The sequence below is a fragment of the Kitasatospora sp. NPDC001540 genome (genome assembly GCF_042894345.1).
Lineage (GTDB): Bacteria > Actinomycetota > Actinomycetes > Streptomycetales > Streptomycetaceae > Kitasatospora > Kitasatospora phosalacinea_C.
Genome location: NZ_JBIAVO010000003.1, coordinates 329,291 through 353,105, shown reverse-complemented (window position 1 = coordinate 353,105; position 23,815 = coordinate 329,291). Strand labels below are relative to the sequence as shown.

The 23,815-nt window shown below is 74.0% G+C and carries 18 protein-coding genes, 1 tRNA gene and 1 pseudogene; 13 read left to right on the top strand and 7 right to left on the bottom strand.

Translation table 11 applies throughout. The features are described 5' to 3' along the window. Window positions 1-25 precede the first annotated feature (25 nt). The 8 genes from ACFY00_RS06785 (at window position 26) to ACFY00_RS06750 (ending at window position 8,382) form a co-directional block, all read left to right on the top strand. Entirely contained in the window at window positions 26-670 is a 645-nt protein-coding gene (locus ACFY00_RS06785) for a hypothetical protein (RefSeq protein ID WP_388027953.1), read from the top strand. A gap of 193 nt (window positions 671-863) precedes the next feature. Further along, window positions 864-2,561, top strand: coding sequence for a proline--tRNA ligase (locus ACFY00_RS06780; protein ID WP_388027950.1), 1,698 nt, complete (start codon window positions 864-866; stop codon window positions 2,559-2,561). A 503-nt stretch (window positions 2,562-3,064) separates the two neighbouring features. After that, window positions 3,065-4,327: a sensor histidine kinase gene (locus ACFY00_RS06775; protein WP_388027948.1), complete on the top strand. Its 1,263-nt coding sequence runs from the start codon at window positions 3,065-3,067 to the stop codon at window positions 4,325-4,327. After that, a complete protein-coding gene (locus ACFY00_RS06770) occupies window positions 4,324-4,725 on the top strand; it encodes a roadblock/LC7 domain-containing protein (RefSeq protein ID WP_388027946.1) in 402 nt (133 codons plus the stop codon). The genes ACFY00_RS06775 and ACFY00_RS06770 overlap by 4 nt, the downstream gene beginning before the upstream one ends. Further along, window positions 4,722-5,102: a DUF742 domain-containing protein gene (locus tag ACFY00_RS06765; RefSeq protein WP_388027944.1), complete on the top strand. Its 381-nt coding sequence runs from the start codon at window positions 4,722-4,724 to the stop codon at window positions 5,100-5,102. Before ACFY00_RS06770 ends, ACFY00_RS06765 begins: the two co-directional genes overlap by 4 nt. After that, a complete protein-coding gene (locus tag ACFY00_RS06760; RefSeq protein ID WP_388027941.1) occupies window positions 5,077-5,688 on the top strand; it encodes an ATP/GTP-binding protein in 612 nt (203 codons plus the stop codon). Before ACFY00_RS06765 ends, ACFY00_RS06760 begins: the two co-directional genes overlap by 26 nt. A gap of 15 nt (window positions 5,689-5,703) precedes the next feature. Beyond that, on the top strand, window positions 5,704-7,029 hold the full coding sequence (locus ACFY00_RS06755) for a cytochrome P450 (RefSeq protein ID WP_388027940.1): 1,326 nt from the start codon (window positions 5,704-5,706) through the stop codon (window positions 7,027-7,029). Between the two features lie 243 nt (window positions 7,030-7,272). Then, window positions 7,273-8,382, top strand: a complete 1,110-nt coding sequence (locus ACFY00_RS06750; RefSeq protein WP_388027937.1) for a tryptophan dimethylallyltransferase family protein — start codon at window positions 7,273-7,275, stop codon at window positions 8,380-8,382. Between the two features lie 125 nt (window positions 8,383-8,507). On the opposite strand, the gene ACFY00_RS06745 is transcribed toward ACFY00_RS06750, so the two are convergent. Then, the gene (locus tag ACFY00_RS06745; protein WP_388027934.1) at window positions 8,508-9,797 is read right to left on the bottom strand and encodes a flavin-containing monooxygenase; all 1,290 of its coding nucleotides are present in this window, start codon (window positions 9,795-9,797) and stop codon (window positions 8,508-8,510) included. A 272-nt stretch (window positions 9,798-10,069) separates the two neighbouring features. Between ACFY00_RS06745 and ACFY00_RS06740 the strand changes: the two genes are divergently transcribed. The 3 genes from ACFY00_RS06740 to ACFY00_RS06730 all read left to right on the top strand — a co-directional run bounded on the left by ACFY00_RS06740 (window position 10,070) and on the right by ACFY00_RS06730 (window position 15,513). Continuing rightward, window positions 10,070-13,327 (top strand): BTAD domain-containing putative transcriptional regulator, encoded by a 3,258-nt coding sequence (locus ACFY00_RS06740; protein ID WP_388027933.1) that lies wholly within the window; start codon window positions 10,070-10,072, stop codon window positions 13,325-13,327. A gap of 154 nt (window positions 13,328-13,481) precedes the next feature. Further along, on the top strand, window positions 13,482-14,207 hold the full coding sequence (locus ACFY00_RS06735) for a pyridoxamine 5'-phosphate oxidase family protein (RefSeq protein ID WP_388027932.1): 726 nt from the start codon (window positions 13,482-13,484) through the stop codon (window positions 14,205-14,207). Between the two features lie 7 nt (window positions 14,208-14,214). Then, window positions 14,215-15,513: an MFS transporter gene (locus tag ACFY00_RS06730; RefSeq protein WP_388027930.1), complete on the top strand. Its 1,299-nt coding sequence runs from the start codon at window positions 14,215-14,217 to the stop codon at window positions 15,511-15,513. A 294-nt stretch (window positions 15,514-15,807) separates the two neighbouring features. On the opposite strand, the gene ACFY00_RS06725 is transcribed toward ACFY00_RS06730, so the two are convergent. Further along, window positions 15,808-15,881 (bottom strand) — tRNA-Gly (locus ACFY00_RS06725). Window positions 15,882-16,037: 156 nt separating this feature from the next. Here ACFY00_RS06725 and ACFY00_RS06720 point away from each other — a divergent pair. Continuing rightward, window positions 16,038-16,259 (top strand): hypothetical protein, encoded by a 222-nt coding sequence (locus ACFY00_RS06720; protein WP_285734454.1) that lies wholly within the window; start codon window positions 16,038-16,040, stop codon window positions 16,257-16,259. Window positions 16,260-16,330: 71 nt separating this feature from the next. Further along, entirely contained in the window at window positions 16,331-16,906 is a 576-nt protein-coding gene (gene dcd / locus ACFY00_RS06715; RefSeq protein ID WP_285734070.1) for a dCTP deaminase, read from the top strand. 70 nt (window positions 16,907-16,976) lie between these two features. On the opposite strand, the gene ACFY00_RS06710 is transcribed toward dcd, so the two are convergent. The 5 genes and pseudogenes from ACFY00_RS06710 to ACFY00_RS06690 all read right to left on the bottom strand — a co-directional run bounded on the left by ACFY00_RS06710 (window position 16,977) and on the right by ACFY00_RS06690 (window position 23,794). After that, entirely contained in the window at window positions 16,977-17,870 is an 894-nt protein-coding gene (locus tag ACFY00_RS06710; RefSeq protein WP_388027927.1) for a metal-dependent hydrolase, read from the bottom strand. Window positions 17,871-17,940: 70 nt separating this feature from the next. Next, window positions 17,941-18,912: a YIP1 family protein gene (locus ACFY00_RS06705; protein WP_388027925.1), complete on the bottom strand. Its 972-nt coding sequence runs from the start codon at window positions 18,910-18,912 to the stop codon at window positions 17,941-17,943. Between the two features lie 183 nt (window positions 18,913-19,095). Then, window positions 19,096-20,169, bottom strand: a pseudogene (locus ACFY00_RS06700) (sugar phosphate nucleotidyltransferase); the annotation flags it as partial. Window positions 20,170-20,371: 202 nt separating this feature from the next. Further along, the gene (locus ACFY00_RS06695; protein WP_388027923.1) at window positions 20,372-21,448 is read right to left on the bottom strand and encodes a LamG-like jellyroll fold domain-containing protein; all 1,077 of its coding nucleotides are present in this window, start codon (window positions 21,446-21,448) and stop codon (window positions 20,372-20,374) included. Between the two features lie 132 nt (window positions 21,449-21,580). Beyond that, window positions 21,581-23,794, bottom strand: coding sequence for a (Fe-S)-binding protein (locus ACFY00_RS06690; protein ID WP_388027922.1), 2,214 nt, complete (start codon window positions 23,792-23,794; stop codon window positions 21,581-21,583). Between the last annotated feature and the right edge of the window lie 21 nt (window positions 23,795-23,815).

Below are 23,815 nucleotides of genomic sequence, written 5' to 3'. Positions count from 1 at the left end.
ACCCAACCCCCGGGGGACCGCGGCGATGGACCCGCACACCGGCAACGGACCCACCCGGCAGGACCGGGCCGACTTCGAGCACGCCCTCGGCCGCGCCCTGGCCGACCCCGCCCTGCGCACCGCCCGGGGCGTCGGACAGGACGCCCGGCTGCGGGCCCTGGCCCGGCAGCACGCCGCCCGGATCCTGGCCGCCGCCGAGCCCGAGTACCTGGCCTACCGCCGACTGCGCGACACCGCGCCCCCGGCGCCCACCGGGCGGAGCACCGCCCCCGGCGAACGGCTGACCGGCTGGCTGGGCGCGCTGGCCCTGGTCGTGCCGGTCGTCAGCGGCAGCGCCGCCGCCGTGTTCTTCCTGCTCGGCGCCGTCCTCGACCTGTCCCGCCCGCACGCCGGGCTCACCACCCCGCTGCGCACCGCCGCCTGGACCACCGTCGCGATCGCGGTGGCCGGCGCCCTGGCCGGGCTGCTCGGCCTGCTGCTGACCGCCGCGTGGCGGCGCGACGCCCCCTCCGGCGACCCGCAGCACCGGCGGCGGGTCGCGGCCGCCCGCGCCGCCTGGCGGGCCGCGCTGCTGGAACGCGGACTGCGGCCCTTCCTGCGCTCCGGGCCGGAGCGGGCGTCGGGAACCGGCGCGGACCGGGCGGTTCGAGCCGATCCCGAGCGGGGGTGACACCACTCCGGGCGGTACCCGCCACCGCCCCGGGGCCCGTGCGCACCGCCCCGGGCCCCGTGCGCACCGCCCGGCGCCGGGTTCGCGCACCGCTTCCGACCTGCGCGGACGCGGATTTATTCGGAGCGCCGGATCCCGACCGACGGTTAGACTCCGAACTCCTTTTCCGCGGGCCGAGAGGACGGTGTCCCCCATGCGCTGGTCGCAGCTGTACGTACCCACCCTGCGGGAGGCCCCGGCCGACGCCGACGCCGCGAGCCACCGCCTGCTGGTCCGCGCCGGGTACGTGCGGCAGTTGGCGGCGGGCCACTACTCGCTGCTGCCGCTGGCGGCCCGGGTGCGGGCCCGGATCGTCGCGGTGGTGCGGGAGGAGATGGAGCGGATCGGGGCGCAGGAGTTCCTGCTGCCCGCGCTGCACCCGGCGGAGCTGTGGCGGCGCACCGGGCGCTGGGAGTCGATGGGCGAGGAGATGTTCCGCCTGACCGACCGCAAGGGCGCCGAGCAGGCCCTCGGGATGACCCACGAGGAGGTGTTCGCGCACCTCGCCGAGGAGTTGCGCTCCTACCGGCAACTGCCGCAGGTCTGGTACCAGTTCCAGACCAAGTTCCGGGACGAGGCGCGGCCCCGCTCGGGCCTGCTGCGGGTGCGCGAGTTCACCATGAAGGACTCGTACAGCTTCGACCTGGACGAGGCCGGGCTGGAGCGCTCCTTCGAGGCGCACCGGCTGGCGTACCTGCGGATCTTCGAGCGGCTCGGGCTGCCCGCGTTCGGGGTGCGGGCGTCCAGCGGGGCGATGGGCGGCAGCGCCTCGGTGGAGTTCATGAGCCCCTCCGCGGCGGGCGAGGACCTGGTGGTGCGCTGCTCCGGCTGCGGGTACGCGGCGAACACCGAGAAGGCGCTGTCCGCGCTGCCCGCCGTCGCGGACCTGCCCGGCGCCGGGGCGCCGGAGGAGTTCGCGACGCCCGCGGCCCGCACCATCGAGGAGCTGGCGCGGCGGCACGGCGTCGCGCCCGAGCGGCAGTTGAAGACCCTGGTGCAGGTGGTCGACGGGAAGGCCGTGCTGGTGCTGCTGCGCGGCGACCACGCGCTGGTCGAGCAGAAGCTGCTGGACGCGCTGGGCGCCGCGGCCGTCCGGCCCGCCACCGCGGAGGAGATCGCGGCGGTGCTCGGCGCCTCCCCCGGCAGCCTCGGCCCGCTCGGCGCCCACGGCCTGCCGGTGGTCGCCGACGAGGCGCTGCGCGGCCGCACCGACCTGACCTGCGGCGCCAACCGGGACGGCTTCCACCTGCGCGGCGTGTCGATCGAGCGGGACGTCGCGGTCGACCGCTGGGCGGACCTGCGGGAGGTCGCGGCGGGCGAGGCCTGCACGGAGTGCGGGGCGGCCCTGGAGGTGCTGCGCACCATCGAGGTCGGCCACATCTTCCAGCTCGGCCGCCGCTACACCGAGGCGCTGGACGTGGCGGTCTCCGGGCCCGGCGGCGAGCGGGTGGTGCCGCTGATGGGCAGTTACGGCATCGGTGTGGAACGGGTGCTGGCCGCCCTGGTGGAGGCCCACCACGACGAGCGGGGCATCCGCTGGCCCGCCGCGGTCGCCCCGTTCGACCTGGTGCTGACGGTGCTGCCCGGCAAGGACGGCGCGGTGGCCGAAGCGGCCGAGCGGCTGTACGCGGAGCTGGGCGCGGCGGGGGTGCGGGTGCTGCTGGACGACCGGGCGGAGCGCCCCGGGGTGAAGTTCGCCGACGCCGAACTGATCGGCGTGCCCTGGCGGCTGACGGTCGGTGCGCGCTCGCTGGCCGCGGGCGCGGTGGAGCTGACCGCCCGGGCGGACGGCGCCGTCCGCGAGGTGGCGCTGGACGCGGTGGTGCGGGAGCTGCGCGCCGTCGTCGGCTGATCCGGGGGGGGGCGGGCCGGGTCCGGCGTCGGTGCGCGCGCTGCGCACAGGCGCCGGATTCCGTGGAGAAGCGGTGGCCGGTGCGGGCGCGGGGGGTGTGCCGGGTGTCCGCGCCTTAACGGCGGGTTGCGCGGTGTGACGTTCTTCCCGCCCGTACCCCCCTGGCAGGCCGTCGGTGGGCTCCTTGACGCTTCGTCGGAAAATTCCGGGAACTCGCGTGTCGAGCCCCACCTGAGGGTGCGTCCTGTGGTAAATGGCCCGGTCGGAGGCGGTGCGGCGGCCGGAGCAGGGTGGCGGGCGTTCCGGCTGACGTCCGATCAGGCCACTGACCTGGGCTTCCAACTACCCTTGTGCACTCAGGAGGAGACGGATCTTCACATCCACATGGACGATCGTTCACCTGTTCGCCCGATGATACGATCATCCCGCTTGGGGGAGCGGCGGGTTCACCCTGCGATGTCGGGGATTCAGCAGTCGGCCGCCAGTCGCCTGAAGAGAGTCTTATGACGAAATACACAGCGGACCCGTTGCTCTGGGTTCTCTTCCTCGTCCTGGCCGCCGCGGTCCTCGTCGTGGTCCGCCAGCGCAAGGCCGCCGCGGCACTCCGACAGGAGATCAGCGGGCTCCGGGAGCACTACACCGACCTGGAGCACCACTATACGCAGTCGGTCGCCTCCGCTCAGGAACAAGCGGACGAAGCAACCAAAACGGTATTGAAGTCCGCCATGCGGACGCTCCAGGGCCTCGCCGCGGAACAGCAGTTGATCCTCTCCCGGCTGCAGGACAAGTACGGCGAGTCGGTGATCCTGCAGGACCTGCTGGAGGTCGACCACACCAACTCCCAGTTCGGCCGCCGCGCCCAGTCCATCGCCGTCCTGTGCGGCGGCTGGCTCGGGCGCCACCGTGACGTCGCCTCGGTGTACGACGTGGTGCGCTCCGCCCAGGGCCGCATCCGCCACTACCGCCGGGTGGAGATCCTCTCCCAGGTGGACTTCGGCGTCTCCAGCCGCGCGGTGGAACCGGTCGCCCTGGCGCTGGCCGAGCTGCTCGACAACGCGACCTCGTACTCCAGCCCCGACACCGTCGTCGAGATCAACATCCGCACCGTGCCCAAGGGCGTGGTGATCGTGGTGGACGACGCCGGCGTCGGCATGAACGACGAGGAACGGGCCCGGGCGCAAAGGCTCCTGACGACCGAACGGGTCAGCGGTGTCGGCGGCCTCGGCAACCCGCCGCAGTTCGGCCTCGCCGTGATCGGCGTGCTCGCCGAGCGCTTCGGCTTCGAGGTCTCGGTGGACTCCGCCTCCCCGTACGGCGGCGTCCGCTCCGTGCTGCTGCTGCCGCACGAACTGCTGACCGGCATGCCGGAGCGGCGCACCCAGCCGCCCGCCGCGGCCCCCGCCCCGGTCGCCGACCGGCTTCCGGCCCCGGCGCCCGCCCCCCTGGCCCGGCCGGCCGTGCAGCCGGCCGCGCTCCCCGCCGCCGCGGCCCCCGCCCCGGCGGTCGAGTCGTACGGCTCCACCGAGGACGGCCTGCCGATCCGCCGCCGCAAGCGGCCGATGGCGATCGTCCCGCCCACCGAATCCGCCCCCTACGGCGCGCCCGCAGCGCCCGCCGCCTCCGCCACCCGCTCCGGGGAGCAGACCGCGGCGATCCTGGGGGCTTTCCAGCGCGGCACCAGGTCCGGTCGCGCCACCCAGCGGGACGACGCGAACCAGACGACCAGCACCCGCGGTGCAAGCAGTGAAGGGCATGAGTTCTCGTGAACGACGATCTGTCTTGGATGCTCGACAGCGCGCTGGAGATCCCGGGTGCCCTGCACGCGGTCCTCATCTCCGCCGACGGCCTGCTGATGGCCCGCACCAGGGACATCGACAAGGACAACGCGGACCGGGTGGCCGCCGCGATGAGCGGCGTGCAGTCGCTCTCCCGCTCGCTCGGCTTCTTCTGCGACAACCCGACGCAGCGCTGGCAGCAGACCCTGGTCGAGTTCGACGGCGGCTGGGTCTTCCTGATCTCCGCCGGTGAGGGCGCCTACCTGGGGGTGTCCGCGCTGCCGGACGTCGACATGCAGGACATCACCTTCCGGATGCAACAACTCGTCGGCCAGCTCGGCAAGTTCCTCGCCGCGCCGCCCCGCGAGGACATCGGGGCGCGCCGGTGAGGGCGGGCGGCGAGGACCTCGAGTTCGAGCCGGCGGACTTAGTCCGCGCCTACGTCATCACCAAGGGGCGGGAGCTGCCGGACGAGCAGCAGCTGTCCCTGATCACCCTGGTCACCGCCGCCCCGCAGGAGGGCCGCCGCCCCACCCGGCTCACCCCGGAGGAGCAGCGCCTGCTGGACATCTGTTCGGCCGGCTACCTGTCGGTCGCCGAGGTGGCCGGCCACACCCGGCTCCCGCTGGGCGTGGTCCGCATCGTCCTGGCCGCGCTCGCCGAGGGCGGCCACCTGATGACCCGTCCGCCGGTCCCGAGGGCCCGGAACGCCGACAAGGACCTTCTGGAGGAGGTGCTCAATGGTCTTCACCGCAAGTTCGGATGACCGGGTCGGGCTGACCACCGACGACTACGTCTCGGGCGGCGCCACCCAGACCGCCGTGAAGATCCTCGTCGTCGGCCACTTCGCCGTCGGCAAGACCACCTTCATCGGCTCGATCTCCGAGATCGAACCGCTGTCGACCGAAGAGACCATGACCCAGGCCGCCGAGACCGTCGACGACCTCAAGGGCGTCCGGGGCAAGACCACCACCACGGTCGCCCTCGACTTCGGCCGGCTCACCCTCAGCGAACGCGTGGTGCTGTACCTGTTCGGCACGCCCGGCCAGACCCGCTTCGTCCAGATGTGGGAGGACATGGCCCGCGGCGCGCTCGGCGCGCTGATCCTGGTCGACCCCGAACGGCTCGCCGACTCCTTCCCCGTCATCGACCTGATCGAGCAGTACGGGCTGGACTACGCCATCGCCGTCAACCACTTCGACGGCAACCCGGAACGCGCCGAGCGGGCGCTGCGGGAGGCCCTCGACCTGCTCGACGAAACCCCGGTCGTCACCTGCGACGCGCGCAACGAGAAGTCGTCGGCCGCCGCACTCACCACTCTCGTCCGCTATTTGCTGGACCGCGCCAGCTAGGAGCAACACGCAGCCATGGACACTCACTCCCCCGCCCCGGTGCCCCCGCCCGGGTGCCCGGCCCACGGCGGCCGAGTGCCGCTGTACGGGCCGGAGTTCGCCGCCAACCCGCAGTCGTACTACGACTACCTGCGGCACTACGGCCCCACCGCTCCGGTCGAGCTCGCCCCCGGGGTCGACGCCACCCTGGTGACCGAGTACTCGGCCGCCCTGCAACTGCTGCAGGACCCGACCTCCTACCGCCGGGACTCCCGCCGCTGGCGCGCCTTCAACGAGGGCGCCGTCCCGATGGACAGCCCGGTGCTGCAGCTGCTGCTGCACCGCCCGAACGTGCTGTTCGCGGACGGCGCCGAGCACCTGCGGCTGCGCCAGGCCGTCACCGACAGCATGGCCAGGATCGACCAGCGCAAGCTCGCCCGCAGCACCCGGCAGATCTCCGACTTCCTGATCGCCCAGTTCGGCTACCGCGGTTCGGCCGACCTGTTGAGCTCCTACGCCAAGCAGCTGCCGCTGTTCGTCTTCAACGAACTCTTCGGCTGCCCGGCCGACATCGGCGACCGGGTGATGTTCGGCATCTCCGGCATGTTCGACGGCGTCAACGCCGAGAAGTCCGCCCAGGTGCTGTACGGCGCGGTCGGCGAACTGGTCGCGCTCAAGCGCAGCCGTCCCGGCGAGGACGTCACCTCCTGGATGATGCAGCACCAGGCCCAGCTCAGCGACGAGGAGATGACGCACCAGCTGGCCCTGCTGCTGGGCGCGGGCGTCGAGCCGCTCGGCAACCTGCTCGGCAACACCCTGCACCGGCTGCTCGTGCACGACGCCTACGCGCACCAGGGCGGCCTGATCGACGAGGCGATCGACGACACCCTGTGGGAGAACCCGCCGATCACCAACATGGGCCCGCACTACCCGGTCTCCGACGGGGAGTTCGCCGGTGAGAAGGTCCAGGCCGGCGACCTGCTGCTGGTGAGCTTCGCGGCCGCCAACAGCAGCCCGATCCTGGCCGCCGAACGGCGCGCCAGCAGCCGCGCCCACCTGGCCTGGGGCGCCGGACCGCACGCCTGCCCCTCCAAGGACCCGGCCCGGCAGATCGCCATGACCGCGCTGGAGAACCTGTTCAACCAGCTGCCGGACATCGAACTGGCCGTCCCCGAGGAGACGTTGAGCTGGCGACCCGGCCCGTTCAACCGCGCCCTGGTCTCGCTGCCCGCCCGGTTCACCCCGAACGAGTCGGCCCAGCGCGCCCAGGCCGCCGTCCAGGCCGCCCAGTCGGCTCCGACCACCCGGCAGACCGAGAAGGTAGGCCGCTGGAGCCAGTTCCTCAACTGGCTGGCCCGGTGATCTAAGCAACATTTATGTGTCCATGATGTCAGCATGAACCTTCACAAACTCGGGTAATCAGCGCAAATGCCCGCGCCATATGCCATGGCGCCGATGACCGGAGAACAGGAGGGTGTCATGGACCACATATCCAGAGACGCCGCCGAGACCCGTAGCCCGCTCCTCCCCGGGCCCCCCGCCCCCGGCGACCGCACTCACCGCGCCGACGTCCCCCGGCCCAACCGCCGGGGGACGTCGGCGCTGTTGCCCCCCAGACCGGTCGGGCGCACCGTCGGCGGCCACACGGCCCGTCAACTACTCGCACTGTGCGAGCTGGTGGGCCTGGACACGGGCGAGTCCGCCGAATACGCCCGCGCCCTGACCGACGCGCTCGGACCCGTGGTGCACCGGTCGCTCGACCTGCCGCCCGCCGTCCCGACCTTCCTCTCCGACGACCACACCCCCGTCGAGTTCTCGCTCTCCTTCTCCCCGGGCGCCGGCCCCTTCCTGCGCGTCCTGTTCGAGCCCTCCAGCGGCTTCGGCACCCCCGCCGAGAGCAGCCGACTCGGCCTCCGCGCGCTGCACACCCTCGCCCGGCGCTGGAGCATCTCCACCGAGAAGCTCGACCTCATCCAGGACCTCTTCCTCCCCGACGACCCCCGGGGGGCCTTCACCCTCTGGGCCGCCCTGGAACTCATCCCCGGCGGCGCCCCCCGGCTGAAGGCCTACCTCAACCCCGCCGCCTCCGGCCCCGACCGGGCCGAGGCCACCCTGCGCGAGGCGCTGCACCGCCTCGGCCACCACCGGGCGTACGACAGCCTCCCGCCCGCCGACCGCCTGCTGTTCCTCGCCCTCGACCTCGGTGGCTGGGAGACCCCCCGGCTGAAGCTGTACACCGCCCACCACCGGCTGCGCGCCTCCGCCGTCGGCGCGCTCAACCGGATGACCGACGGGCCCTCGCCCGCCGAGACCGAGGCCTTCCTGTACACCGCCGCCGGGCTGCCCGCCGGACACGACGGCCTGTTCGACCGCCGCCCCGTGCTCGCCTGCCACTCCTTCACCGATCCGGAGGCGGACCGCCCCAGCGGCTTCACCCTTCACGTCCCGGTCCGCGACTACGCCCACGACGACCGCGAGGTGCTCGGCCGCGCCGAGAAGCTGCTGCCCCGGTACGGGATCGCCCCCGACGTGCTCCGCGACGCGCTCGGCGCCCTCACCCCGCGGCGGCTGGAGGACGGCGTCGGCCTGATCGCCTACCTGGCCATGGTGCACCAGCAGGGGCACGCCCCCCGGCTGACCGCGTACCTGTCCTCCGAGGCGTACCGGGTCCGTCCGCCCAACGAACGGCCGACCGGACCGCGCCCCGTCCTCTGACCGCCGCGCCCGGCACGTCCCACCGCGAACCACCGGCACCCACCGCGGTCGGCGGCGGCCGCAGCTGTCGGAGGAGACCCGTGGCCCCCTGTCCCACGAGTCTCCCCCGAGCCCTCCGCTGCGGCCTAGGCCCCCGTCAACTCCCGCAGGTAGCCGTTCACGTCGACCTGCAACGAGGACCCGGCCGACAGGCCGTAGCGGCGCTCGATCCCGGCCAGGTGCCCGTCGGTCTCCTTGCGCATCACGTCCGCGGCGGGCAGCACCGACTCACCGGTGACCAGTCGCACCAACCACTGCGCCTGCGCCTCCACCAGCCTGGTGATCGAACCCACCGGGCGGAACAGGCCCAGGAAGAACAGGCCCGGGCGCTCCGGGTCCACCATCCGCCGGTACAGCGGCACCGGGCCGTGCCCGCCCGCCGGGTGGTCCGCCGGCAGGAACGGGAACGACCAGCCGTACCCCGTGCAGTAGACGATCGCGTCCGCCTCCGTCGAACTCCCGTCCGTGAAGCGGACCGTCGAACCCTCCAGCGACTCGATGCCCGGCTTCGGCCGGACCGCGCCGTGCCGGATCCGGCTCAGGATCTCGTCCGAGATCGTCACCGGCGTCGCGAAGATCCGGTTCTCCGGCTCGGGCAGGCCGTACCCGGAGAGGGGACCGCGCGCCACCCGCAGCGCCTCCTCGATGAACTCCTGCTGCTCCGGCAGGGACTTGGCGGTGAACCACGGAGCGACCGCGATCTCCTCCACCGATATGCCGAACAGCTGCTTGGGCACCACGTGCTGGCCGCGGCGCACCGACACCGTCGTCCGCGCCGCGTGCCGCGACAGGTCCACCGCGATGTCCACCCCCGACGCGCCGAGGCCCACCACGACCACGCGCTGACCGGCGAAGTCCGCGCCGTCCACGTACTCCATCGAGTGCAGGATCCGACCCGTGAAGGAGTCCGCCCCCGGCGGCAGCGGGTCCGGCATCAGCGGCACCGTGTGGTGACCCGAGGCCACCACCACCTGGTCGAAGACGCGCACGGTCTCCAGCCCGCCGGCGTCCCGGCTCACCACCCGCCATCCCCCGGAGGCGTCCTGACGCACCGACACCGCCTCGGTGCGGAACTCCACGTACGGCAGCAGTCCGGCCCGCTCCGCGAACGTCCGCAGGTACTCCGCCATGTCCCCACGGCTCGGGTACATCGGCAGGTCCTCGTCCATCGGGAAGCCCTTGAACGCCGTCAGCCCCTTCGCCGTGTTCAGGTGCAACGCCCGGTAGGCCGGCCCCGGCTCGCCCGGTGCGCGGTCGCGCCACACCCCACCCACCTCGGCGGCCGCCTCCAGGCAGACGAAGTCCAGCCCGCGCTCGCGCAGCGCGTACGCCGCCGCCAGCCCCGACAGACCCGCACCGATCACACAGACAGACATCGCGCCCTCCAGGCAGTCAGTGGTGAATCCCTAACTCACCGTTCCCCCGGCGATCTTGACGCCTCAGCATAAACAGGGCGCACATCCGTTCCCATGGAAACCGCCCCGCTTCCTCCCCGCTCGTCTCCCGACGGCCGCCACTGCCCCGCCTTGCCCGGCGCGGCGCGCGACGGGGACACTGGTCGGCGCGGGCCAGCGGCACCGGTCGGCGCGGGCCGGGGTGGCCGGGGCTACCGGGGACGGCCGGGGACGGCACGGGGGCGAGGAGCGTCATGACGGAGCACGGGGCGGCCGACCAGCCCGCCTTCGGCACGCTGCTCCGCGAGCTGCGCACCCGCACCGGAACCAGCCAGCAGGACGCCGCCGCCCGCGCCGGGCTCAGCGCCCGGGCCCTGCGCGACCTCGAACACGGGCGCGTGCGACGGCCCCGCGAGAACACCGTCCGACGACTCGTCGACGCCCTCGGGTTGACCGAACGTCAGGCCGCCGACCTCCGGTCCGCCGCCGCGACCGGTGGCGCGACCGGCGGTGCCACCGGCCTCGACACCGCCACCGCCACCGGGCCCGGCCGCACCACCCTGCTGCTGCTCGGCCCGCTGCTGCTGCGCCGCGGCCGCGACACCGTACCGATCGACAGCCCCACCCTGCGCCGCCTGCTCGGCCTGCTCGCCCTCACCCACCCCGCCGCCGCCACCCGGCAGGAGATCACCGACACCCTGTGGCCCGACGGCCCGCCCGGCTCCCAGCAGAGCCTGATCCACACCCACGTCAGCCGACTGCGCCGACTCCTCGCCCCCGACGACCCCCCGTCCGGCGTCCTGCGCACCCCCACCGGCTACCGACTCGGCCTGCCCCGCCACCGCACCGACCTCGGCCGGTTCGACGACCTGCTGACCCGCACCACCAGCCTGCGGCACGCCCCCGACCCCGACACCGCCCACCGGGACCTCACCCGCGCCCTGCGGCACTGGCGCGGCCCCGTCCTCGCCGACGCCGACCCCGCCCTGCGCCGCCACCCCGCCGCGGTCGCCGCCAACGAACGCCGCCTCCGCGCCGCCCTGCTGCACGCCGACACCGCCCTGCTGCTGCACCGCTCCGAACACGCCGTCCCGCTGCTCCGGGAACTCGCCCACACCGAGCCCCTGCACGAAGGCCTGCACGCCCGGCTGATCCTCACCCTCGCCGCGAGCGGCCGCCAGGCCGCCGCCCTGGACACCTACACCCGGCTGCGCACCCGCCTCGATGAGGAACTCGGCGTCGCCCCCGGCCCCGAACTCCACGACGCTCAGCTACGCGTCCTGCGCGGCCAGTTCCCCACCCGGGCCCCCGCACCAGCCCTCACCCGGGCCCTCACCCGGGCTCCCGAACCGTCGCCACCTCGCCTTCCCATCCCGGCCCAACTCCCCTTCCAGCCAGGCGAGTTCGTCGGACGCCTCCGGCAGTTGCGCGAACTCGACGCCCTGCTCCCGGCCGCCTCGGCCTCCCCCGCTCCTCCCGCCCCGGGCATCCGGGCACCGCTCGTCGCGGTGGTCGGGCCGCCCGGCGTCGGCAAGACCGCCCTCGCGACCCACTGGGCCCACGGGCACCGCGACCGCTTCCCGGACGGGCAGCTCTTCGCCGACCTGCGCGGCCACTCCCACCGGCCCGCGCAGCACCCGGACACCGTGCTGGCCCGCTTCCTGCGCGCCCTCGGCGCACCGTCCGACCGGCTGCCCGCCGACCCGGACGAGGCCGCCGCGCTCTATCGCACCCTGCTCGCCGACCGCCGACTGCTGATCGTCCTCGACGACGCCCGCGACGCCGAACAGGTCCGCCCCCTGCTCCCCGGTGCCCCCGGCTGCGCCGTCCTGGTCACCAGCCGCAACCGGCTCACCGGCCTGCTCGTCGGCCACGGCGCCCGCCGCCTCGACCTCGACCCGCTGGACCCGGCGGAGGGCAGCCTGCTGCTCGGCACCGTCCTCGGCCCCGACCGGGTCGCCGCCGAGCCGGCCGCCGCCCACCGGCTCGTCCGGGCCTGCGGCGGGCTCCCGCTCGCCCTGCGGATCGCCGCCGCCGACCTGGCCACCCGCGGCGCCACCCTCGCCGACCACGCCCCCGCGCACCCCGACGCCACCCTGCTCGCCCGGCTCGACCTCGCCGACGACCCGCACACCGGCCTCCGCGCCGCCTTCGACCGCTCCTACCGGGCCCTCCCCGCCCCCGCCCGACACCTGTTCCGCCTCCTCGGCCACGCCCCCGCCCCCAGTCTCAGCACCGACGCCGTGACCGCCCTCGCCGCCGCCGAACTCGCCACCACCCCCGCCGAGACCACCGCCCTGCTGGCCCGCCTCGCCGACGCCCACCTCGTCCGCGAGCACCCGCCCGGCCACCACCGCCTCCCGGGCCTGCTCCACCCGTACGCGGCGGGGGTGGGGGCGGGGGCGGAGGCGGGGGCCGGGGAGCGGCGGGGGGTGGACATCAATCCACTGATTGACGCCGCGCAGCTGATGTGCGGTGATCACGCGGTTGACGTCGATCGCCCTCTTGTCGTCGATCGCCCGACCGACAGCAGTCAACTGACGACCCGTCGACAGTTGACCGACGCCGCCGCCCGGGTGTGCGGCGCCGGACGGCCGCCCACCGCACGACAGCACGGCCCGCACCCCGACGACATCACCGTGCTGGGCCTGATCTGCTGGAAGCTCGGCCGCCTGCCCGAGGCCGCCGAGCACTTCGCGCACGCCGCCCGCGCCCTCGACACCTTCAGCACCTTCAGCACCCTCGACGCGCTCAGCACCTTCGACGTCCTCGACGGCCCGGCCGACCGGGAGGCGATCGCCCGGACCAACCTGGCCGTCGTACGGCGGGCGCTCGGACAGCCGGGGGAGGCCATCCGCGAGATCGGCGAGGCCCTGCCGGTGCACCGTCGGCACCGGAACCGGTTCAGCGAGGCCGTCGCGCTGACCTGCCTCTCCTGCGCCCACACCGACCTCGGCGACCACGCCACCGGGCAACTGCTGGCCCACAGCGCGCTCACCGCCGCCCGCGCCGTGCGCAACCGGGCGCTGGAGGCGAACGCCCAACTCGCCCTCGGCAGCGCGTACTTGCGCGCTCACCGGGCCGCCGAGGCGGCCACCGCGCACCGCGAGGCGCTGCAGTCGGCCGAGGCCGCGGGCGACCGCCACCCGCAGGTCGCCGCCCTGTCCGGCCTCGCCGCCGCGCTGCTCGACACCGATCCGCGCGCCGCGCTGCGCTGCGCCGAGCGCGCCCTCGGGCTCGCCCGCGAGGCCGGGTTCCGGGTGCTCGAAGGCGACGCCCTCACCGTGCTGGCCCACGTCCGCACCCGGCTCGGCGATCCGCCCGCCGCCCTCTCCCTCGGCGCCGAGGCCCTCGCCCTGCACCGCAGCGCCGGCCACCTCCCCGGCAAGGCCCGGACCCACCTCGTCCTCGCCCTGGCCGCCGCCGCCCTGGGCGCCGACGCCGACGCCGTCCGGCACCGCCGGGAGGCCCTGCGGGCCGCCCGCGCGATGGGCGGAACCCCGCTGCGCTGACCCGGAAGTTCCACCGAACTTCCGCTCCGCCCCGTCACCCCAGCTCAGCGCGCCCGTCGGGCCCCTCCCGCCCTCTGGTCCCGCTCCGGTCGCCCGTACAGCCCGGCTCCTTACGGTGTTCGCACCTCCCCGCCCCGGACCCCGAGGTGACACCTTGAGCCGCTACGACCGCCTCGCCCACACCCCCGCCGTACGCCGCCTCCAGCAGGAGATGGGCAGCGCCGCGGCCGCCCGCCGCCTGCGCGCCTCCGTCCCCTCTTCCCCGCACCTCGACGACGGTCCCGAGCCGTTCGGCGACGCCGAGGCCGCCTTCGTCCGCGGCCTGGACGGCTTCCTGTTCGCGACCGTGAACGGGAACGGCTGGCCGTACATCCAGTTCCGCGGCGGCCCGCCCGGCTTCGTCCACGTCCTGGACCCGCACACCCTCGGCTACCTCGACGTCCGCGGCAACCGGCGGTACCTCACCACCGGCAACCTGCGCGGCGGGGACGGCCGGGTCGCCCTGTTCTTCCTCGACCACGCCCGGCAGGCCCGCCTCAAGGTCTTCGGCCGTGCCACCGCCGTCCCCGCCGACCGGGACCCGTCCCTCGCCGAGCGCCTCGCCTCCCCGCGCACCGACGGCCGGGTCGAACAGCTCGTCACCGTCCGCGTCGAGGCGTACGCCTGGAACTGCTCCCAGCACATCACCCCGCGCTTCACCGAACGCGAACTCGCCGACGCCCTGGACCCGGCCCGCGACCGACTCGCCCGACTGGAACGGGAGAACGCCCAGCTACGCGCCGAACTCGCCGCAGTCAGCGCCCCAGCCACCGTCACCACCCCAGCCACCGCCACCGCCACCGCAGCCACCCTCCCGCACCGCACCGACGCGAAGGACTGAACCCGCCGTGCCCGCCACCCCGTCCGCCCCGCCCGCCCCGACCGCCCCGACCACCTCCGCCCTCCCCTCCACCCCTCCCCCCGAACCCGCCATCTGGTCCCGCGACTTCCGCCGCTACTTCACCGCCCGCAGCGCGGGCCTGCTCAGTTGGGCGATGCTCCCGGTCGCCGTCTCGGCGGGGCTGCTCTCCGCCGGGCACGGCCTGGACACCGCGGGCTACGCGATGGCCTTCCTGGTCGCGCCGTTCGCGGGGCTGGTGCTGTTCGGAGGCGTCCTCGCCGACCGGTTCACCGCCCGCCGGATGATGATCGTCGCGGACCTGGCCAACCTCACCGCGCACGTCCTGCTGGCCGTCCTGTTCTGGCACGGCGTCGACCGCCTCTGGCAGTTGTACGCCCTGCTGGCGGTGGCGGGCACGGCCAACGCCCTGTTCCAGCCCGGCGCGTCCTCGACCGTGCCGCTGGTCGCCCGCGACGTGCAGGGCGCCAACGGCGTGCTGCGCACCTCCGAGGCGCTCACCGGCCTCGGCGGGCCCGCGCTGGCGGGCGTCCTGGTCGGTTTCGGGTCCACCGGCTGGGTGATGGCGCTGTCCGCGCTCGCCTACGCCACCAGTGCGGCCTGCCTGTTCGCGCTGCGCCTGGGCCGCGTCCCGGCCCCGCCCGCGGGGCACTCGTTCCGGCACGACCTGGCGGTCGGCTGGCGGGAGTTCCGCTCCCGGAGCTGGCTGTGGAGCGTCATCCTGGTCTGGATGGTCTACGCCGTCCTCGCCTGGGGCCCCCAACTCTCCCTCGCCGCAGGCGTCGTGGTGCCCGAGCACGGCCCCGCCGCGTTCGGCCTGGTCAACTGCGCGCTCGGCGCGGGCACCGTGGCCGGTGGCCTGCTCGCCATCCGCTACAAGCCGCGCCGTCCGCTCGCGGCCGGTGCGGCCGCCATGTTCGCCTACCCGCTCTACCCCCTCGCCGTCCTGCTGCACGCCCCGGTCTGGCTGCTCGCCGCCGCCCAGGTGCTGGTCGGCACCGGCATCGGCGTCTGGGGCGTGATGTGGTCCACGGCCGTCCAGACCCAGGTGCCCGGCGAGGTCCTCAACCGCGTCCACGCCTACGAGGTCGCCGGGTCGGTCGGCCTGTACCCCCTCGGTTCCGCCCTGGCGGGCCCCGCCGCCCGCGCCTTCGGCACCTCCCAGGTGCTCGCGGTCGGCGTCCTGGTGGCCCTGCTGACCCCGCTCGCCCTCCTGCTCACCCGTCCGGTCCGCACCCTCCCCCGCGTCCCCGACCGTCCCGCCGATCCCATCAACACCTCATCCTGACAACGGAGTCGGTCAGAAGCCCCCGGGACGGGTCGGACGAGCGTAGGTGGCAGGTGCGGGCGGTCGGATTCCGGACCAACGGGGGCGTCGACGTACCGGAGGAGCTCGACCTGTCGCCACCAACCGGATCGCCCCCGGCACGACCGAGGCCCTCCCCCCTCGCGGGGGCCACGAGGTCCCACCCCCCTCCCGGAGACCGGAGCGCACCGCGGCGGGTCCCTGCTCCCCCTCCACCGAGCGCCCCGCAGCCCGGACAAGGCGAAAGCCCCAGGTCGCTGACCTGGGGCTTTCTGCTGGAGCGGGTGACGAGAATCGAACTCGCGCTCTAAGCTTGGGAAGCTCATGTTCTACCATTAAACTACACCCGCAACTGACGGCCCGTCAGTGACGGCCCGATCAAGGACCACTGTACCCCATCGTGCGGGGTGGTGAGAGCAGGGTCCGGGCGGCGGCGAGCCTGGGTGGGCGGTGTCCGGTAGATCCCCTAATGTGACGCTGTCGGCGGAAGTGTGGGAAGGGGACCGATGGAGCAGCGCACCGTGGTTCGTTGTGCCGAGGGGCACGTGTTCAGTACGACGGCGTTCCCGATGCAGCACCTGCAGGCGGGCCGGCTGGGGCCCGGGCGGTTGCTGCGGTGCCCGCGGTGCGGGCGGTTGCGGAGTTCGGTGCCGGCGGACGTGTCGGAGCTGTCGGCGGACGAACTGGCGCGCGGGCTGCGGTTGGTGGCGGTGGAGTCGCTGTCGTAGCCGGTCGCGGGAGCAGGACCGCGGGGCGGGCGCTTTTGGGGCGCCCGCCCCGCGGCACGTACGCTCGGGGCGTGCTGCTCTCCGACAACGACATCCGTGCCGAGATCGACAAGGGGCGGGTCGTGATCGACCCGTTCGAACCGTCGATGGTCCAGCCGTCGAGCATCGACGTCCGACTGGACCGGTTCTTCCGGGTTTTCGAGAACCACCGCTACCCGCACATCGACCCCTCCGAGGAACAGCCGGACCTGACCCGGCTGGTCGAGCCGGAGGGCGACGAGGCGTTCATCCTGCACCCGGGCGAGTTCGTGCTGGCGTCCACCTACGAGGTGATCACCCTGCCGGACGACGTGGCCTCGCGGCTGGAGGGCAAGTCGAGCCTGGGCCGGCTCGGGCTGCTGACGCACTCGACGGCGGGCTTCATCGACCCGGGGTTCAGCGGGCACGTGACGCTGGAGCTGTCGAACGTGGCGACGCTGCCGATCAAGCTGTACCCGGGGATGAAGATCGGGCAGCTGTGCCTGTTCCGGCTCTCCTCGCCGTCCCAGCACCCGTACGGCTCGGAGCGCTACGGCTCGCGCTACCAGGGGCAGCGCGGCCCGACGGCGTCCCGCTCGTACCTGAACTTCCACCGCACGCAGGTCTGAGGGCGCGGGCTCCCGCGGCGAGGGCCGACCCCGGCGGACGGGGTCGGCCCTCGCCGCATGCGCGGGCGGGTCAGGCGCGGACGGGGGTGGTGACGGCGGTGAGTTCGGTGCCGTCCGGGGAGAGAGCGAGCTCGGTGCGCAGGGCGGTGAGTTCGCCGAGGTGGTGGAGGTGGGTGCCGCCGCAGGCGATGGCGGCCGGGCCCTCGGGGAGGTCGGTGTGCCAGCGGCGGCGGGCGGTGAGCTCGGGGCCGGGGGTGTCGATCCGGACGGGGGCGTCGGCGGCGACCCAGGCGGCGAGGCGGGCGTTGACCTCGGCGGTGAGGGCGGGCAGGGCGTCGGCGAGGGCCGGGAGGGTGTCGGTGGCGTCGGTGGTGAAGCCCTTCTTCTTCAGGGACTTGCCGATCCGGTAGGTGTCGGTGCTGGCGGTGGTGTCCATCACCGAGCTGTCCATGGCGAGGCTGTCGAAGTCGGGGTGGCCGAGGGCGTCGGCGCGGCCGGGGTCCTTGCGCCAGCGCGGGGCGAGCGCGGCGTTGAGGGCGAGGGCGAGCAGGTGGCAGCCGGTGTGCGCGGCGCTGAGGGCGGCGCGGCGGTCGGCGTCGACGGCGAGTCGCGCGGTGCGTCCGACGGCCTCCGGGCCGAGCGCCCCGGCGGGCAGCACGTGCAGGACCAGCCAGGCCCAGTCCTCGTCGCCGCGCCGGACCGGGATGTCGGTGCCGACCGCGAACTCACCGTCGGGGCCGTGCGCGCCGGTGAGGCAGTCCAGGACGGGGTGGGCGGTGCCGTCGAGGGTGAGGGTGCCGTGGTCGGCGGGCTGGTCGGGCCAGGTGTGGTCGACCGGGTGGAACGGGGTGGCCGCGGTGACCACCGCGGTGCGGCCGTCCGGCAGGGCGTGCACGGCGAGGACCGGCGACTCGCCGGTCACCGCCCCGGCCGGGAAGCTGACGTGGGTGGTGGGCAGGCTCATGCGCGGGCTCCGGACGGGAAGTGAGGGTGGGCGGAACCACCTCACCCTACAAACGGGTCCGGGCGCGTCCTCAGCCCAGGGTGGGCAGCTTGATCAGCACCAGCAGCGCCAGCAGTTGCACCGCGGCCGCGCCGGCCGCCTTGCCCCAGGGCAGGTCGTGGATCCGGCGCACCATGGTGGTCAGCAGCACGGCGCAGCCGATCCAGGTCGCCCAGCCGACCGCCTGCACGACGGGGTTGCCGACCGGCAGGAAGAGCGCGAGCAGCAGCCGCGGGGCGTCGGTGGTCCAGCTGATCAGGGCGGCCAGGCCGACGGTGGACTGCCAGGGGCCGTCGCCGCCGGACTGCCGGGCCAGGACGTAGGTGACCGCGGAGAGCACCCCGCCGGCCAGCGTGAAGCCGAGCGCGGCGCCGCCGATCGCCCAGAGCGCGACGGCGAAGGTGGAGTGCACCACCTGGTCGTAGGTGGAGTCGATGGCGAACACCGCGAGCACGCCGTACAGCAGCGACACGCACAGCGCGGGCAGCCACACCTGGTGGTCGCGCATCCGGTCGAAGGTGGCGCTCGGGCGGCGGTAGATGCCGACCAGCAGCTCCCGCCAGGGCAGCCGGGGGCCACCGGCGTGCGGCGCGGCCTGCCCGCCGGCCCGGTAGACGGCGACGTTGTCCACCGGGGGCGCCTGCTCGTAGCCGTAGCCGTCGTCGTGGCCCTGGTAGCCGCCCTGGTAGCCGTCCTGGCCGTGGTCGTAGCCGTACCCGTCCGGGCCGCCGTAGGGGTGCGGCTCGTAGGGCTGCTCGCCGTACGGCGGCTCGCCGTAGGGCGGCTCGCCGAGCGCGAAGGCCCTGGTGTGGCCGGGCTGGTCGCCGGGGGCGGGCGGGGTGGGCGACCCCGGGTGGGCGGGGTGCGGGGCGGTGAAGTACTCGGGGACGCCGGTGGGCGCGCCCTGGTACGGGTCGCCGTTCTGGGGGGCGCCCGTCCGGGGTGCCGACCAGCCGTGCCGGGGGTCGGCGCCCCGTCCGTCGTCGTGTCGATTGCCAGCCACGTCTCGACGGTACCCGCAACGGCTGATCCCCCGTCGGGTGATCATGGCGGCGGGGCCGGATTGCAGCCGTCCTGTGACGCTGCGGTCCGGCCCCGCGCGGGGTGGGCGTCAGCCGCTGACGCGGGCGCCGGGCGCGTGCACCGCGGCGGCGTTGCTCAGGCCGGCCTCGCAGCCGCCGGGGCCCGCGGACAGGCGGACGGAGCCGACCGGGAGCCGGGTGCCGCAGGCGATCCGCAGGCCCGCGGGGAGCTCGTTCTCGGCCTCCAGGACGGCGCCGTCGCCGATCACCACGCCGTCCAGCGAGCAGCGCTCCCCGATCTCGGCGTAGGCGCCGACGATGGAGTCCTTGACGTACGCCCCGGCCTTGATCCGGGCGCCGGGCAGGACCACGCTGCCCTCGACGATGGCCCCGGCGGCGATCTCGGCGTCCGCGGAGACCACGGTGCCGGAGCCCAGCACGGCGGCCGGGTCGACGGTCGAGCCGGGCAGCAGCAGCGCCTCGCCGGTCGGGCCGGGGACGGCCGGGGAGTCGACCTTGCCGAGCACCAGGTCGGCGGAGCCGCGGACGAACGCGCCGGGGGTGCCCAGGTCGAGCCAGTACGAGGTGTCGACGACGCCGCGCAGCAGCGCGCCCTCGGCCAGCAGTTCGGGGAAGGTCTCGCGCTCGACCGAGACCTCGCGGCCGGCCGGGATGCGGTCGATCACCGAGCGGGTGAAGACGTAGCAGCCCGCGTTGATCTGGTCGGTGACGATCTGCTCGGCCGTCTCCGGCTTCTCCAGGAAGGCGAGCACCCGGCCGTCCGGGTCGGTCGGGACGAGACCGAAGGCGCGCGGATCGGCCACCCGGGTGAGGTGGAGGGTCACGTCGGCGCCGGAGGCGCTGTGGCCGTCGCGCAGGGCGGCGATGTCCAGGCCGGAGAGGATGTCGCCGTTGAAGACCAGGACCGGCTCGTCGGGGCCGCAGGTCAGGCCGGAGGCGGCGTTGCGGATCGCGCCGCCGGTGCCGAGCGGCTCCTCCTCGGTGAGGTAGACCAGCTCGATGCCGTACGGGCTGCCGTCCTGGAAGTGGTCGACGAAGACCTCGGCCAGGTAGGAGGTGGCGAGCACCACGCGGGTGACGCCGGCCGCGGCGGCGCGGGCCAGCTGGTGGGCGATGAAGGGGACACCGGCGACCGGCAGCATGGGCTTCGGCGTGTGGGTGGTCAACGGGCGGAGTCGGGTGCCCTTCCCGCCGACCAGCATGATCGCCTGGGTCATGTGCTGTCTCCCGTGGTCGTATTCCGGCGGCCCGGCACGACAGGGTCCGGTGCGCACGCTCGGTGGAACTGGTCGAGGCAGCATGACATGGCCTTCGACGGAGCCGGACCTTTCCCCGGCTCCGCCGCATACTCTATTTGCCCGAACAGCGTCCGGTTGCCACCGCCCTGGTCGATCCGGTGTGCGGATCGGCGCGTCCGGTCTACGGCAGCAGCCAGGAGCGCCCGGGCGCGGGGCCCGCGGTGGTGCCCCCGGACGCCTGCAGGCGGCCCACGGCGGAGGCGGGCAGGGTTTGGTCCCAGACCTGGACGTCGGAGATCGCGCCGTCCCAGAAGTCCGTCCACTGGGACTTGTAGCGGACCCGGCCGAGCTGCAGGCCGCCGGTGGTCTGCCAGATGCCGGTGACCGGGGTGGACTGCTGGAGCTGTCCGTTGACGTACAGCAGGATCTTCTTCGCGGACGCGTCGTAGACGCCGGTGAGCAGCGTCCACTGGCCGGTGGTGGCGGGGGCGGTGCTGAAGGCCTGGTAGGTGGTGTTGTCCTGGGCCCCGGCGGCGGTCTGCACCTTGAAGACCCACTGGTTGTGGGTGCCCCAGTAGTCGCGGCCGAGGTAGAAGGAGTAGTAGCTGTCGCCGCCCTGGGTGACGACGGCCCGGCCGCCGGTGGGGGCGTTGTTGCGGACCACCGCCGAGACGGTGAAGGAGCGGGAGGTGTCGACCACCGGGGCCTGGCTGTCGGCCCAGCCGACGCCGTTGCCGTAGAGCGCCATGGTGGGCCCGTTGTGGCCCTCGGTGCGGCCGATGGTGGCGCCGCCGCCCAGCACCATGCCGGGCAGCGTGGCGGGCGCCCCGGAGGGCTGCTTGCCGCTGCCGGGGGTGGCGGTGGCCTTCCCGGTCGGGCTGCCGGAGGGCTTGCCGCCGCCGGACGCGGAGGGGTCGGCGGAGGGGCTCGCGGAGGGGTCGGCGGTGGGCGCGCCGGTGCCGGTGGGCGCGGGCGCGGCGCCGGGCGTGTCGCCGGTGGCGGGGGCGGGGCCGTCGGGCTGCGCGGTGCCGACGGGCGCGGCCGCGGGGGTGGTGGAGGGACGGGTGAGCACCAGGGCTCCGGCGACCAGTCCGGCGACCACGGCGACGGCGAGCGCGCTGCCGCCGATCCGCAGCATCCGGCGGCGTCGCTCCTCGCGCTCGCGGGCCTCGGCGAGCGCGGCCCAGTCGGGCGTGCTGCTCACCGGCGGCAGGTGGGCGGGCCCGCCGGGCCCCGGTGTTCCCCCGTCTGCAGTCATGCGGCCGATGCTAGGACATCGTCCGCGGGCCGGGTACGGCCGGTTCCGCCCCGGGTACGGCCGGTTCCGCCCCGGGTACGGCCGGACCCCGGGGCCGCAGCGGGCGTCCGGGGTCCGGCCGGTGAGGGGGCGTCAGGCGTCGACCGGTTCCGCCTCGGCGGTCGGGACGGCCTTGACCGACTCCAGCAGCAGCTGGGCGACGTCGACGACCTTGAGGTGCTCCTTGGCCGCGCCCTCGTTCTTCTTCCCGTTGACCGAGTCGGAGAGCATGACGAGGCAGAACGGGCAGGCGGTGGAGACGATGTCGGGGTTGAGGGAGAGCGCCTCGTCGATCCGCTCGGTGTTGATCCGCTTGCCGATCCGCTCCTCCATCCACATCCGGGCGCCGCCGGCGCCGCAGCAGAAGCCGCGCTCCTTGTGGCGGTGCATCTCCTCGTTGCGCAGGCCGGGCACCTTGCCGATGATCTCGCGCGGCGGGGTGTAGACCTTGTTGTGGCGGCCGAGGTAGCAGGGGTCGTGGTAGGTGATCAGGCCCTCGACCGGGTTGACCGGCAGCAGCTTGCCCTCGTCGATGAGGTGCTGGAGCAGCTGGGTGTGGTGGATGACCTCGAAGTGGCCGCCGAGCTGCGGGTACTCGTTGGCGATGGTGTTGAAGCAGTGCGGGCAGGTGGCGACGATCCGCTTGGTCGGGGCGTCCTCCAGGGCGGCGTTCAGGGTCTCGACGTTCTGCGCGCCGAGCATCTGGAACAGGAACTCGTTGCCCAGGCGGCGCGGGGAGTCACCGGTGCAGGTCTCCTCCTTGCCGAGGATGGCGAACTTCACGCCCGCGGTGTGCAGGAGTTCGGCGAAGGCCTTGGTGGTCTTCTTGGCCCGGTCCTCCAGGGCGCCGGCGCAGCCGACCCAGTAGAGGTACTCGACCTCGGCGGGGTCGATGTCCTCGCCGATCACCGGCACCTCGATGCCGGTCTCCTTCTTGAGCTCCTTGACCCAGTCCAGGCGGGCCTTGGTGGCCAGGCCCCACGGGTTGCCCTTGTTCTCCAGGTTCTTGAGCATCGTCCCGGCCTCGGTCGGGAAGCTGCTCTCGATCATGACCTGGTAGCGGCGCATGTCGACGATGTGGTCGATGTGCTCGATGTCGACGGGGCACTGCTCGACGCAGGCGCCGCAGGTGGTGCAGGACCACAGCACGTCGGGGTCGATGACGCCGTTCTCCTCGGCGGTGCCGATGAGCGGGCGCTCGGCCTCGGCCAGGGCGGCGGCGGGGACGTCGGCGAGCTGCTCGGCGGTGGCCTTCTCCTCGCCCTCCATCGACTTGCCGCCGCCGGCCAGCAGGTAGGGGGCCTTGGCGAAGGCGTGCTCGCGCAGGCTCATGATCAGCAGCTTGGGCGACAGCGGCTTGCCGGTGTTCCAGGCCGGGCACTGCGACTGGCAGCGGCCGCACTCGGTGCAGGTGGAGAAGTCGAGGATGCCCTTCCAGGAGAAGTGCTCGACCTGGGAGACGCCGAACACGGCGTCGTCCGCCGGGTCCTCGAAGTCGATCGGGGCGCCGTTGCTGGTCATCGGGCGCAGCGCGCCGAGCGCGGTGGCGCCGTCGTCCTCGCGCTTGAAGTAGATGTTGAAGAAGGCCAGGAAGCGGTGCCAGGCGACGCCCATCGAGGGGTTGACGCCGATGGTGATCGCCCAGGCGAAGGAGATGCAGATCTTCAGCATCGCGAACAGGTAGACCAGGTTGGCCAGGGTGCCGTGCGCGGTGCCGTGGAAGGCGGCGGCGATCGGGTACGAGACCAGGTAGGCCGGGTCGTAGGAGTCGACGCCCTCCAGGGCGCCCTCCAGGCCGCGGAGCATCATGATGCACAGGCCGATGCCGAGGATCGTGTACTCGACGTAGAAGGCCTGCCAGGCGATCGAGCCGGCGAACCGGGACTTGCGGCCGGCCCGGGAGGGCAGGCTGAGCAGGCGGATCACGATCAGGGTGAGGATGCCCAGGGTGGTGAGGGTGCCGATCAGCTCGACGAAGACGTTCCAGGGCAGCCAGTGGCCGATGACCGGGAGGACGAACTCGGCGTCGAAGAGCTGGCCGAAGGCGTTCACCAGGGTCAGCACCAGGGAGAAGAAGCCGACGGCGACGAACCAGTGGGCGACGCCGACGACCCCCCACCGGTTCATCCGGGTGTGGCCGAGGAACTCCTTGACCACGGTGGCGGCCCGTTGCGCGGGCTGCCCGAAACGGGTGCCGTCGGCCGAGCCGGTGCGCACCACCTTGTAGATGTACAGCGCCGCCCGGGCGGCGAGCGCGGTGCCGATCACGAAGGTGACCAGCGAGATGACGATCGCTGCTAGCTGCATCGCTCTCCGTCTCCAGCGGCT